This is a genomic window from Roseibium sp. (genome assembly GCF_051016195.1).
In the GTDB taxonomy this organism is placed as follows: Bacteria; Pseudomonadota; Alphaproteobacteria; order Rhizobiales; family Stappiaceae; genus Roseibium.
Window position 1 is genome coordinate 2,294,784 of the sequence record NZ_CP134616.1, and the last position, 12,934, is coordinate 2,307,717.

The 12,934-nt window shown below is 60.3% G+C and carries 12 protein-coding genes; 1 reads left to right on the top strand and 11 read right to left on the bottom strand.

Annotation, left to right across the window (positions count from 1 at the left end):
- Positions 1-4 precede the first annotated feature (4 nt).
- Positions 5-1,387 carry an FGGY-family carbohydrate kinase gene (locus RDA78_RS10635; protein ID WP_434055284.1) on the top strand — a complete coding sequence of 461 codons (1,383 nt, stop codon included), beginning with the start codon at positions 5-7 and terminating at the stop codon, positions 1,385-1,387.
- A 159-nt stretch (positions 1,388-1,546) separates the two neighbouring features.
- Here the strand turns inward: RDA78_RS10635 and RDA78_RS10640 are convergent, their stop codons facing one another.
- Genes RDA78_RS10640 through RDA78_RS10690 form a run of 11 tightly spaced genes read right to left on the bottom strand, consistent with a single transcriptional unit; the run spans position 1,547 to position 12,776 of the window.
- The gene (locus RDA78_RS10640; RefSeq protein WP_434055285.1) at positions 1,547-2,200 is read right to left on the bottom strand and encodes an HAD family hydrolase; all 654 of its coding nucleotides are present in this window, start codon (positions 2,198-2,200) and stop codon (positions 1,547-1,549) included.
- Complete coding sequence (locus tag RDA78_RS10645; protein WP_434055286.1) at positions 2,197-3,210, bottom strand: LacI family DNA-binding transcriptional regulator; 1,014 nt, start codon at positions 3,208-3,210, stop codon at positions 2,197-2,199. Before RDA78_RS10645 ends, RDA78_RS10640 begins: the two co-directional genes overlap by 4 nt.
- 20 nt (positions 3,211-3,230) lie before the next feature.
- Entirely contained in the window at positions 3,231-4,394 is a 1,164-nt protein-coding gene (locus tag RDA78_RS10650; RefSeq protein WP_434055287.1) for a dihydrodipicolinate synthase family protein, read from the bottom strand.
- A gap of 31 nt (positions 4,395-4,425) precedes the next feature.
- Positions 4,426-4,740, bottom strand: a complete 315-nt coding sequence (locus tag RDA78_RS10655) for a Dabb family protein (RefSeq protein ID WP_434055288.1) — start codon at positions 4,738-4,740, stop codon at positions 4,426-4,428.
- Positions 4,741-4,746: 6 nt separating this feature from the next.
- Entirely contained in the window at positions 4,747-6,330 is a 1,584-nt protein-coding gene (locus RDA78_RS10660) for a GMC family oxidoreductase (RefSeq protein WP_434055289.1), read from the bottom strand.
- A 9-nt stretch (positions 6,331-6,339) separates the two neighbouring features.
- Positions 6,340-7,098, bottom strand: a complete 759-nt coding sequence (locus tag RDA78_RS10665) for a 3-ketoacyl-ACP reductase (protein ID WP_434055290.1) — start codon at positions 7,096-7,098, stop codon at positions 6,340-6,342.
- Entirely contained in the window at positions 7,095-8,579 is a 1,485-nt protein-coding gene (locus tag RDA78_RS10670) for a GMC oxidoreductase (protein ID WP_434055291.1), read from the bottom strand. The genes RDA78_RS10665 and RDA78_RS10670 overlap by 4 nt, the downstream gene beginning before the upstream one ends.
- Before the next feature lie 4 nt (positions 8,580-8,583).
- Positions 8,584-9,693: an ABC transporter ATP-binding protein gene (locus tag RDA78_RS10675; RefSeq protein ID WP_434055292.1), complete on the bottom strand. Its 1,110-nt coding sequence runs from the start codon at positions 9,691-9,693 to the stop codon at positions 8,584-8,586.
- Between the two features lie 4 nt (positions 9,694-9,697).
- Positions 9,698-10,570 carry a carbohydrate ABC transporter permease gene (locus RDA78_RS10680; RefSeq protein ID WP_434055293.1) on the bottom strand — a complete coding sequence of 291 codons (873 nt, stop codon included), beginning with the start codon at positions 10,568-10,570 and terminating at the stop codon, positions 9,698-9,700.
- The gene (locus RDA78_RS10685) at positions 10,570-11,475 is read right to left on the bottom strand and encodes a carbohydrate ABC transporter permease (RefSeq protein WP_434055294.1); all 906 of its coding nucleotides are present in this window, start codon (positions 11,473-11,475) and stop codon (positions 10,570-10,572) included. The genes RDA78_RS10680 and RDA78_RS10685 overlap by 1 nt, the downstream gene beginning before the upstream one ends.
- 56 nt (positions 11,476-11,531) lie before the next feature.
- The gene (locus RDA78_RS10690) at positions 11,532-12,776 is read right to left on the bottom strand and encodes an ABC transporter substrate-binding protein (RefSeq protein ID WP_434055295.1); all 1,245 of its coding nucleotides are present in this window, start codon (positions 12,774-12,776) and stop codon (positions 11,532-11,534) included.
- Between the last annotated feature and the right edge of the window lie 158 nt (positions 12,777-12,934).

Here is a 12,934-nt window from a genome sequence, read left to right on the forward strand (position 1 = left end):
GCGAGTGAGACACATCGCAGTCATAGACATCGGCAAAACCAACGCCAAGGTCGGCGTGGTCGACGCGGTCCTGGGCACCGAAATCGACATGGCGACGCAGCCGAATGCCGTACTCGCGGAACCGCCCTATCCGCACTATGATATTGAAGGGCTCTGGAGCTTCATCGCCGGTGCTCTTGCCAGGCAAAACGGGACATACGGTATCGATGCGATATCGATCGCGACGCACGGCGCCAGCATCGTTCTCCTGGATGGGGACGGAAACCTGGCAGCACCCATGCTGGATTACGAGTTTGCCGGACCCGATGACCTGTCGGCAGATTATGATGCCATGCGCCCGGATTTTCAGGAAACGGGGTCACCCCGTCTCTCGCTCGGCCTGAATGTGGGCGCTCAGATCCATTGGCAACTTCGCCGGGATGCCAGACTGCTTGACCGGGTCGCCAGCGTTGTCACGTATCCCCAGTACTGGTCCTTCAGGCTGACGGGAGCAACGCATACGGAAGTGACGTCACTCGGTGCCCATACGGATCTGTGGAACCCGCAGGCGCGCCGCTTCTCGTCTCTGGTCGGGCGGTTGGGCATCGCGGACAAGATGGCGCCCGCACAAGTCGCGGCAAAATGCATCAATCAACTGAAACCGGAGATCGCCGCTCTTACCGGCCTGCAGGCGGGAATACCGGTTGCCAGCGGCATTCACGACTCCAATGCGTCGCTCTATCCGTACCTTCTCGCGCTCAAAAGTGCTTTTTCGGTCGTGTCGACCGGCACATGGGTGATTTCGTTTGCCGTCGGCGGGCAAAAGACGACCCTGTCTCCGGAACGCGATACCCTTCTGAATGTGAATGCATTCGGAGACCCCGTCCCGTCGGCACGGTTCATGGGCGGCAGAGAGTTCGACATGGTGATGAAGGAGGGGGAGCGTCACGCCTCCGTGGAGGATGTCTCCCGCGTTCTGTCGAACCAGATCCAGCTTTACCCGGCACTTGACCCGCTATCGGGGCCGTTTCAGGGCAAGCGGGCGGGCTGGAGCGTGGATGAAACCACGCTGTCTGACGGAGAACGCTATGCAGCCGCCTCCTTCTACCTTGCTCTGGTGACGAGCCAGTGCCTGGACCTGATCGGTGCCGACGGGCCCACAATCGTCGAAGGCCCATTTGCAAGGAATGGTCTTTTCATGAGAATGCTCGAGGCAGCGACCGGGCGGATTGCCCAAGGCTCGAAAGTCTCGACAACCGGCACCGGCCTTGGCGCCGCCCTGCTCGTCTCGGACACTCTGAAAAACCCCGTGGAACAACCAGACAAACACGCCGTTTGCGAGCCGAATCCCTCGTATCTGGCGTATGCCCGGAGCTGGTTCGACCGGGTCGGCACAAGACAGTCATGACGTAAAACGCGGTGTGGTGTGTACCGGTGCCATGGGAAACTCCCATCCTGAAGGGCTCCAGCCCGTGCAGAGGGGCAAAAAACATCAATTTCCGTTCACGCAACCCACGAAAAATCCGGCCGCGCACCGGGTATATTGCAGGCCCGGGGCCGTCTCGTTCTAAACCAGCAAATTGACGTCAATCCATTTCATATCAGCGGCTTTCGCGGCTTCGATGCCCTGGGGACTGTCTTCGAAGACAAGGCATTGCTGCGGTTTCGTTTGGAGACGTGCCGCAGCTTCCAGGAAGAGGTCGGGTGCGGGCTTTGCCTTGCCCGCGTCGTCGATGGTGACAACTGCATCGAACAGATGCAGGAGGCCGGACGCCTGAAGAGAGGCAAGCACGATTTCGCGCGAGCCGCCGGATGCGACCGCCATGGGTATTCGGGTGTGGTTGGCGCGGGCGATTGTGGCGATCTCGGGTATTTCCTCAACAGAACCAATATTCGTCAGAATGAAGTGCCTCAGATCGCGAACGGCGCGCCCCCGGTCGACGAGGACGCCTTTTTCCCCTTCGAATGCATCCAGCAACACGTGCTCGGACATGCCGGCCCGCTCATGATACCAGCCGAGGTCCATCTGAAGACCTGCATTTGCAAAGGCCGATTGCCACGCGGTCGCGTAAAGGTCCGGCGTTTTCAAAAGCGTGCCGTCGCAGTCGAAAATCAGGGCATGGGCCTCGCTTACCAGCCCTTCAACGTCCGTTTGCCGTGCGGGAACTGGCGCATGGCCGGCTTGGCTGGTCCCGGAAGACGGGTACTGCGCGTCCGTCATCCATCGAATCCGATGCTCGACTGGCGTTCGATCAGCTCAACGTCATAATGTCTGACATCGGGTGGGCGCTTGCCGTCCACGATCCAGGCCAGCATCGATTGCGCGGAACTCTGGCCGAAATGTTTGGTGTCGCACCTGATGGAACTCAGGCGTGGATAGACCAGCGAGCTTTCTTCAATGTCGTCGAATCCGATCAGGCGTATGTCCTTGCCGACGCGCACACCTGCTTCGGCAAAGCCTGAAATCATCCCGAGCGCGACAAGATCGCTGAAACAGACTGCCGCCTCGATTCCTGGATGTTGCCTGGCGATTTGAAGCGCCAGATCCCGGCCGAAAGCCCTTGAGGGCCGCCCGTGAAATGTTCGTGGCGGCAGACCCTGCGCCTGCATGAAACATCTGTAGCCGGACATGCGCTCTTCGGTGATGGGACGATCCTCCAGACCGCCGACAAACGCGATGTTGCGGCAACCAAGGTCAAACAGATGCCGCGTGGCCAGCTCTCCCCCGGCGGAATAATTGTGCGTGGCAAATGGAAAGATATCGGTGCGGTCATCGAGTTGCCGGAGCACCTGCATCGTGGGAATGCCCGCGCGTTCGATCCGCGCGAAAGCGTCTTCGTCACCGCCATAGGCCGGCGAAATCACGAAGGCGGAGACGTCATGTTCGATCATGGATGCGATCACCTGCGCCTGGATGGCAGGATCTTCATCCGTGTTGGCAACGACTGTCGAATAGCCCTTCCGGGCGAACTCCATCTGGGCGCTTGCGGCGAATTCGGTGAAGAACGGGTTGCGCAGGTCGTTGATGATCAGGCCGATCAGTCCGGACGCGGCGCCCCGGAGGCCGGCAGCAGACCGGTTATAGACATATCCGAGCTTCGTGATAGCCGCATCGACTGCGCTGCGTGTTGCCGGTTTGACAAGCGGTGAGTTCTGAAGAACCAGAGACACGGTCGATTTCGACACCCCGGCCTCTTGCGCGACATCCAGAATTGTCGGTCTTTTCTTCATGCGCGCCCGGTTTCCCCCGTCTAGTCGACGCCGTGAAGCCTCAACAGGAGCTTCATGCGTTCGACCGCCTTGTCAGGCTTTGACAGCAAACGGGCCTGATCCGCAAGCCTGAAGACCTCCGCATAGTGGGTTATTTCGCGTGAGGACTGGAAGCCGCCGGGCATGATGAAGTGGCTTTGCGCATCGTTCAGCCAGGCGAGAAAGGCGATCCCGGCCTTGTAGAACTGGGTTGGCGCCTTGAAGATCTCGCGGCTGAGCGGGACCGTCGGTTCAAGCAGACCGTGATAGGTTTTCGCGTCATTGCGGGCCAGAGCCTCAAGCGCCTGGCTTGCCGCCGGGGCGATTGCGGCGAAGGCACCGAGCAGAGCATGCGAATAGCGGGTTCCGTCTCCCTCGATCAGTTCCGCATAGTTGAAATCGTCACCGGTGTATAGATGGACGCCTTCGGGAAGACGGGCCCTGAGGTCCTCCTCGTAGGACTTTTCGAGCAGCGAGATCTTGATGCCGTCAACCTTGTCCTTGTGGGCGTTGATGATGTCCAGAACGGTCTGCATCGCCGTTGCCACGTCGCTGGATCCCCAATAGCCGGTCAGTTTCGGATCGAACATGTCGCCGAGCCAGTGAAGTATGACGGGCGACGCGGCCTGCCGCAGCAGTGTTCCGTAAACAGTTTTGTAGTCATCCGCTCCCGCATTGATAGCCGGGAAGGCCTGGGAGGCCATGAGGATAACCTGGCCGCCGGCCGCCTCGATTGCCTCCATTTGTTCCGTGTAGGCCGCGAGGATATCGTCCGTTGTCCGGTACGATTCACGTGGTTTCTGATCCGTTCCGGCTCCGCAGGCGACACGTGGTTTCATGGGATGCGACTTTGCTTCCTGCATCGTCTTTTCGATCAGTTCCTTTGCCGTCGGCCAGTCGACACCCATCCCGCGCTGCGCGGTGTCCATCGCCTCGGCAAGGCCGAGACCCTGATCCCAGAGCCAGTGCCGGAACCTAAGCGTGTTGTCCCAGTCGACGGCGGGTGATCCGACCCACGGATTGCGTTCGGCGAGCGGCGAGGAGACGACATGTGCGGCGGCGAATGCGATCCTGGTCAGGGGCACGGCCGGTGCGCGCGGGATCAGGGGATCGCCCTTGAGCGCATAGTCTTCCAAACGGTTATCGAGCGTGGGGAGGGTCAGCATCGGCTACTCCTGAAACGTTGGCCGCCGGTGGTCAGGCCGCAGTGGGGATGTCGAGAACGAGGATGCCGTCCAGACCGCCGATTGCATGTGCAACCAGCTTGGCGCCGAGCGCCTTGTGATCCGGATGGGTCTGGTAGCGCTCCAGCGCATCCCAGTCCTCGAAGTCGACAACGAAGCCGTGCATGTAGCCACGCTCGATCTTTTCCGGGCTTTCGCTTCGGCCCGACGTGATGTCGACAATGCCGGGCACCTGGTCCCGGATCGTGCGCAGTTCCTGGAAAAGATCGCGAATGGTGTCTTCGCTGACAGTCGGCTGAAACTTGATAAGGACGATGTGTGTGATCATGAGAGGTTACCCGTGGTCCTGCTTGATCATGTCGGCTCCTTTTTCGCCGATCATGATGGCTGCAGCGTTGGTATTGGAAGAAACGACGGTCGGCATCACGGACGCATCAATGACGCGCAGCCGGTCGATCCCGTTGAAACGAAGTCTTGGATCGAGCACGGCCTTTTCGTCCGATCCCATCCGGCAGGTTCCTGCCGGGTGGTGGGAGGTCTTGGAGTGCTCGCAGATGAAGTTGAAATAGTCCTCGTCCGTCCTGACGCCTGGACCGGGCAGGCGCTCCGCCTTGATGTATTTCCTGAGCGGTCCCTGGGCGAGAATCTCCTGGGTCAGTTTCAGCCCGCGGATGGACATTTCCCGGTCCTGCGGGTCTCCCAGGTAGTTCGGATCGATCAGTGGCGCGTCGTTCGGATTGTCGCTCTGCAGGCGGACGCTTCCGCGCGATCGGGGCCTGAGATAACAGGAATTCAGCGTCACGCCACCGTCCGGCATCGCCGCGACGCCGGATTCAATGCCCGTGCCAAGGCCGAGGTGGAACTGCAGGTCCGGCGATCTGGCTTCGGGGTCCGCGTACCAGAACCCGCCTGTTTCAAACAGGCTGGAGGAGACCGGTCCGCGTTTGGTGAAGAGATATTGCAGGCCGGCAATCGCCGACCAGTGCAGCTTTGCGTAGCGATCATATGTGTGGGGACCGCTTACTTCACAGATGCAATAGAGATCGAGATGGTCCTGAAGATTGGCGCCGACTTCGGGTTGATCGCAGACGACATCGATGCCGAGGCTTTTCAGATGATCCGCTGGCCCGATGCCGGACAGCTGCAGCAGCCTCGGTGATCCGATCGATCCGGAGGACAGGATCACCTCGTTGCCGGCCTTCAGGAACGTTCCGTCAACAAGATCCACGCCCGTGGCGATGCCGTTCTCCACGACGATGCGGCGCACCTGGGTGTCCGTCCTGATGTGAAGGTTCGGGCGGTGCCGGTTGGGTGCGAGATAGGCCATGGCCGCTGACGACCTGCGGGCATTTCGCTGTGTCAGCTGGTAATAGGCGGCACCGTCCTGTTTCTCACCGGTGACATCTTCGTTGCGCGGGATGCCGAGTTCGGCCGCCGCCTCGAAATAGGCTTCGCAGATCGGCAGCGGTGCGCACGGCTTTGAAACGCCGAGAGGACCGCCCTTGCCGTGATAGCGGTTGTCGTACGTGTCGTTGTCCTCGGCCTTGCGGTAATAGGGCAGGACGTCTTCGTAGCCCCAGCCTTCGCAGCCCATCTGACGCCACTCGTCGTAGTCCAGGGCGTTGCCGCGTGTATAGATCTGGGCATTGATGGCCGACCCGCCGCCGATCACCTTGGCCTGGGTGTAGCGGAACACCCGGTCCTGCATGTGACGCTGTGGGACGGTGTGCCAGCCCCAGGAGCCGATGCCCTTGGTCATTTTCGCGAAGCCGGCCGGGACGTGAAAGAACGGATGCCAGTCGCGGCCTCCCGCCTCCAAGAGCAGAACACTGACGTCCGGATTTTCCGTCAGCCGTGCGGCCAGAACGGAACCTGCACTGCCGCCGCCGATGATGATGAAATCGTAGCCTTTTTCCATGATGGTCTCTCAAAGGCGTGGAATGGAGAGCCCGCCATCCACGTTGATGACGGAGCCGGTGGCAAAGGCCATACGGCCCTCGACAAGCGGGAGAATGGTCGAGGCGATATCGGCGGGGTAACCCCAGCGGGCCGACGGGACGAGACCGTCCTTGATCCGGGCCGTGTACTTGTCCTTGACGCCTGCGGTAAGCGCGGTTTCGATGACGCCCGGGCGGATCTCGAAGACACCGATATCATGCGGTGCCAGGCGGACCGCGAAAAGTTGCGCCATCATCGATGCGCCCGCCTTGGACACGCAATATTCCGCGCGCTCGATGGAGATCATCTCGGCGCTGACAGAGGTGATGAAAGACATCGACCGGTAGTCTTCGCTGGTCCGGTCCAGCATGCGCCGGGCAACTTCCTGGGCGAGGAAAAACGCCCCTTTCAGATTGACGCCCAAGACGAAATCGAAGCTTTCCGTCGTGATGTCCAGCATGTCGCCGCGAACCTTTGCCGGCACACCGGCGTTGGAAACGAATGTGGTGATCGGGCCGAGGTCTGCTTCCACCTGACCGACGACGCCGCCGTGGCCGTCAACATTCAGAAGATCATGGGAATAGAACGCGGCATTCGGTCCGAGCGGCTCCAGGGCGGCCGCGACCTCGCTGTCGCCGGGATCGCATTGTGCAAGCAAGGCCACCTTGTAGCCTGCCTCGACGAGTGCCGCTGAGACCGCAAGGCCGATACCGCGCTGTCCTCCGGTAATCAGGGCAACCTTGCTCATGCTGCCAGCTCCCGTCTGATCGTTTTGGCGGTTCTCAGCGCAAGGGCGGCGACCGTAAGTGCAGGATTGACAGCCGCGGATGTCGGGAGTGCCGCCGCATCGGTCACAAAGAGGTTCGGATGGTCCCAGGAGCGGCAGTCGGGATCAAGAACACTTGTTTTCGGATCGTTGCCGAGCTGCGCCGTGCCGCATTGATGTGATGGCACGCGACCGTCAAAAAGCCTCGACAGCAACACCGGAAATCCAGCCTTGCGCAGCGTTGTCTTTGTGCGGTCCACCAGCTTCCTGTGCGCCTTCATGTTGGATCTGCGCCAGATCAGCTGGATCTTGCCGTCCTTTAGAACAACCCGGCTTTCGGGATCGGGAAGGTCCTCCGAGATCAGGTAAAGATCGAGCGCGTGGCCGGAGATCCACCTGGCGGCAAAGGAGGGGAGCTGGGGAACCTGGATTTTCAGGATATCGGGCGTCACCCGTCCGAGCAGTTGCACATTGCCGAGCGGTTTGTTCTCGTCGCCGTCCGAGAGGTACCAGTCGTTGATGCCGAAGGTCTTCTGATAGACGGCATCGTTGTGGAACCTGGGATCTATGGCGATCATGGCCGTTGCATTGTGATTCATGAAGCAGCGGCCGACATGATCGGAACTGTTGGCAACGCCGGACCTGAGCAGAAGGGCCGCCGTCTGGACCGCGCCGGCGCAAACGGCAACGATGGCAGGCGTCAGGGTGGTTTCCTCACCCTCTTTCAGGAAGGTCACGGAACTGATCTTCCCTGTTTCCGGGTCGGCCTTGAGGCTTGTGACTTCCGCGCCGGTGATCAGTTTCACGTTGTCATGGGCGAGGGCTTCGGCAAGGCCGCAGGTTTCGGCGTCCATTTTGCCGCATCTGAGGTCCGGATACCCGTCCCAGCCGGTTTTTCCGGCAGCGAGCCATTTCTCGATATCCACCCCGAGCGGCAGTGAAAACGGTTTGACGCCGGCTTTCACAAGCCTGTCGCGGGCGATCCGGATTGCGGATTCGTCAGCCACAGGCGGAAACGGATACGGCCCCTCGTGGTCCGGTTCGGTCGCGTCGCCGTCAACGTCGCCGCGGACCTGATAAAGCTTCTCGGCTGCTTCGTACCATGGCGCAATGTCTTCATATCGATACGGCCATGCCGGAGATACACCCTCGTAGTGCTCCATCTCGTCAAAGTCCTGCGCGCGATACCGGATCAGAACCGCACCGTAGAGCTTCGAGTTTCCACCAACGTTGTAATAGTTCCCCGGTTCGAATGGATTGTCCTTCTCGTCAAGCCAGGTCTCGGGTGAGCGAAAGGCGCTGTTGGTGTAGATGCGCCATGGATCGCGTGCCGGTGCATCGTCGGGAATGCGATGCCCGCGTTCCAGGATCGTGATCCTGGCACCGGACGGCGCAAGACCTGCCGCAAGGGTTGCTCCGCCCATGCCGCTGCCGACAATGACAATGTCCGGCGCGTTGCTCATCGCGTCAGGCGATCCTGTTTTCGCTTTGCGGATCGAAGGCGACGGCCTTTTCCATGTTGAAGGCAAACGGGAACGTTTCGCCGGCATTGACGGCAACATCGGCGCGGAAACGGCCGGTCACGTCCTTGCCGCCGATCTGGCTGACGACAAACGTATCCGAACCGGCCGGCTCGGTGACTTCAACCGGTGCGTCAAGGATGTGAACAGCCTGCGAGTTCCTGTCGGCACCGTCCCTGTCGGTGATCGCCTCCGGGCGGATGCCGAGAATGATGTCACGCCCGACATCCGAGGCCAGCTTGTCCGTCGCAAACGGGATGGACGCCCTGGTGCCGTCCGCGAGCGAGACTTCTGCGGCAGGCTGACCGTTTTCCGAAACCACTTTGGCCGGAAAGAGGTTCATGGACGGCGAGCCCATGAAGCCGGCAACGAACATGTTGGCAGGATTGTCGTAGATTTCCTTGGGCGTGCCGAGCTGCTGCACGTAGCCGCCGAACATGACTGCAATGCGCGTTGACAATGTCAGTGCTTCGATCTGGTCGTGGGTCACGTAGACAATGGTCGTGCCGAGCTTCTGGTGCAGCTTTTTGATTTCCGTGCGCATGTCGACGCGCAGTTTCGCATCCAGGTTCGAAAGCGGTTCATCAAACAGGAACACGTCGGGTTCGCGCACGAGGGCGCGTCCCATCGCGACGCGCTGGCGCTGACCACCGGAAAGCTGGCCGGGCTTGCGGTCGAGCAGATGCTTGATCTGCAGAAGATCGGAGACTTGCGCGATGCGCTTCGCGCGCTCCGACTTCTCGATGCCGTGCATTTCCATGCCGAAGGAGATGTTTCCGCTCACCGTCATGTTCGGGTAAAGGGCGTAGGACTGGAACACCATTGCAATGTTGCGGTCGGCGGGTTTCACGCCGTTCATGCTCTTGCCGCGAATGGCGATCTCTCCCGACGTGATGTCTTCGAGACCTGCGATCATGTTCAGCAGGGTGGACTTGCCGCAGCCGGATGGTCCGACCAGGACGAGGAACTCGCCCTCTTCGATCGAGATGTCGGTTTCTTGCAGAACCTGCACCGCTCCGTAAGACTTGGTCGCCTGTTTGATGTCGAGAAAGCCCATTGTCTTATCCTTTAACTGAGCCGGCCATCAGGCCACGGACGAAGTACCGGCCCGCGACGATGTAGACGAAGAGAGTTGGCAGCGCGGCCATGATCGCGCCTGCAAAATGGACGTTGTATTCCTTAACCCCGGTAGATGACTGAACGAGGTTGTTCAATGCAACGGTCATCGGCTGGCTGTCGAAGTCGGAGAAGGACGCGCCGAACAGGAAGTCGTTCCAGATGTTGGTGAACTGCCAGATGATGCAGACCACCGCGATCGGTCCGGACGACGGCAGCAGGATGCGCCAGAAGATGCGGAAGAACCCGGCGCCGTCGATCTGTGCCGCGCGCACCAGCTCGGTCGGGAAGGCGGCATAGTAGTTCCGGAAATAGAGCGTCGAGAAGCCGATGCCGTAGACGAAGTGCACGAAGATCAGGCCCGGAACAGAGCCGGCGAGGCCCATCAGCCCGAGCATGCGCGCCATCGGGATAAGCACCATCTGGAAGGGGATGAAGCATCCGAAGAGCAGCAGACCGAACAGGATCGTGGCGCCTGGGAATGTCCATTTCGTCAGGACGTAACCGTTAAGCGCGCCGACCATGGTCGACAGGGCAACAGCCGGAACGACCATGATGATGGAGTTGAGGAAATAGGGCTTCAGGCCCGTTGCCTCGACGCCGACCTGGGCGCTCGACCAGGCGCTGAGCCAGGGTGCGAGCGTCCACTCCTGGGGCAGCGCCATCATGCCGCCTGCGGTGATCTCCGCCAGGGGTTTCAGCGAGTTGACCACCATCACGTAAAGCGGCAGCAGATAGTAGATGCAGAAGACAACCAGCAGCGTGTAGAGAATGAACCGGCCGAGGTTGAAGGAGCTTTTTGCGGAAGCAGAGGCCATTACTTCTTCTCCCTCAGTTCGGACCACAGATACGGCACGATGATCGCGGCGATCGTCATGAGCATGATCACGGCTGAAGCCGCACCGATCCCCATCTGGTTTCGCGTGAAGGTGTAGGAATACATGAAGGTCGCGGGCAATTCGGTTGCCGTTCCCGGACCACCGCCGGTCAGGGCGATGACAAGGTCGTAGGACTTGATCGCCATGTGTGCGAGCACAACGAAGGCCGACATGAAGGCCGGGCGCAACTGCGGGATCACGATGCGGCGGTAAAGGGCTAAAGTGGATGCGCCGTCGATCTGTGCCGCCTTCATCATTTCGCTGTCGATCCCGCGAAGACCCGCCAGGAACATGGCCATGACGAAGCCGGATGTCTGCCAGACAGCTGCTATGACAATCGTATAGATCGCCATGTCGCTGTCCTTGATCCAGTTGAACTCGAAGGTTGTCCAGCCCCAGCCGCGCACGACGGCCTCCACCCCGATTCCAGGATCGAGGAACCATTTCCAGGCAACGCCGGTCACGATGAAACTGAGCGCCATCGGGTAGAGATAAACCGTGCGGATGAAACCCTCCGCGCGGATACGCTGATCGAGCAGGATCGCCAGCAGCAATCCGAGCGCGCAGCAGATGACGATGTAGAGGACGCCGAAAATGACAAGGTTCGTGACGGCCGTGTCCCACGCCCTGATGCGGAACAGGTTCTCGTAGTTCTTCCAACCGACCCATCCGAAGGTGGGCAGGATCCGGCTGTCGGTAAAGGACAGGTACAGCGTGAACAGGATGAAGCCGTAGACGAAGATCGCGACAATGGCGACGGTCGGGCTCAACACGATTTTTGGTACAGCGTCACGCAGTCTGTCAACAACGGAACCCCGCGGGTTCGCCGCTTCAGAAATAGACATCTCAGGCCCCCAGTTGCCGGAAAGCAGTGCGGGTGCACCGCTTTCCGTTGGGTATTTTACTTGTTGATTTGAACGGCGGTCACGAGTTCATCGACAGCGGCTGCGCTGTCATACTCGCCGTTGAAATGCGCCGTGATCACATCATACATGGCGTTCTTGACCGCAGCCGGGTTGGCGTGGCCGTGGGCCATGGAGCCGTAGAGGTTGCCGCTGTCGGCAGCCTTTTTCAGGTCGGCCATGCCTTTCTTGCCGCAGGCGTCGAAGGCTTCGTTAGACACGTCCGTACGGGCCGGCACAGAGCCCTTGACCACATTAAACGCGGACTGGAAGCTCGGCGACAGGATCGCGGTTGCAAGCGCAGCCTGTTCCTTGCCGACTTCAGAACCCTGGGCGAACATTGCGAACTGGTCGGCGTTGAACGTGACCTGGTCCTGCGTGCCCGGGAAACGGAAGCACAGGAAATCCGCATCAGGCTGTTTGCCGGCGTTCAGGAATTCACCCTTCGCCCAGTCACCCATCATCTGGAAGGCAGCGTCGCCATTGATGACCATCGCGGTCGCCAGGTTCCAGTCGCGGCCGGAGAAGTTGTCGTCGACATAGGACCGGATCACGGCCATGCGGTCGAAGGTTTCCTTCATCGTGTCGGAGCCGAGGGTTTCCTCGTCAAGGTCGATGAATGCCTTCTTGTAGAAGTCCGGACCGCCGGTCGACATTGCAACGGCGTCAAAAACGGTCGCGTCCTGCCACGGCTGTCCGCCATGTGCGATCGCGGTCTTGCCGGAGGCCTTCACCTTCTCAAGCGCAGCCACGAACTCGTCCCATGTGGTCGGAACCGCGATGCCGAGTTCGTCGAGAACGGCCTTGTTTGCCCACACCCAGTTGGTGGAGTGAACGTTCACCGGTGCGGACACCCATTTGCCGTCATGCTTGGCGAACTGCTGCAGGGCTTCGGGAACAACGTCGTCCCAGCCTTCGAGGCCGGCCTGGATGTTCAGGTCTGCAAGAGCGCCTTCGTTGGCCCAGTCGAGAATGTCGAAGCCGAGCATCTGGACCGCGGTCGGCGGGTTGCCGGATGTCACGCGGGCGCGCAGCACGGTCATGGCCTGGGAGCCGCCGCCGCCGGCGACCGGCATGTCCTGCCAGCCGATGCCCTGACCTTCAAGGTCCTGCTTCAGGACGTTCAGTGCGGCGGCTTCACCGCCGGATGTCCACCAGTGCAGAACTTCAACGTCTTCTGCTTTCACGACGGTGCTTGCTGCCATAAGAGCGGCTGCCGCCGTCATCATCGTCAATTTACGCATGGATTTCCTCCCTTTGCGTGCCTGTCGTCGTCAAGAGCGCCGAACATTCGCGCTCGCTCGTCACGCAACGTCTATTGTAACGTTGCAAACCCCTGGAATGTCAATCTTTAATTCTTTTCGGCTTTGGAATGAATTATTTGTTTTTTTACATGCAGTTA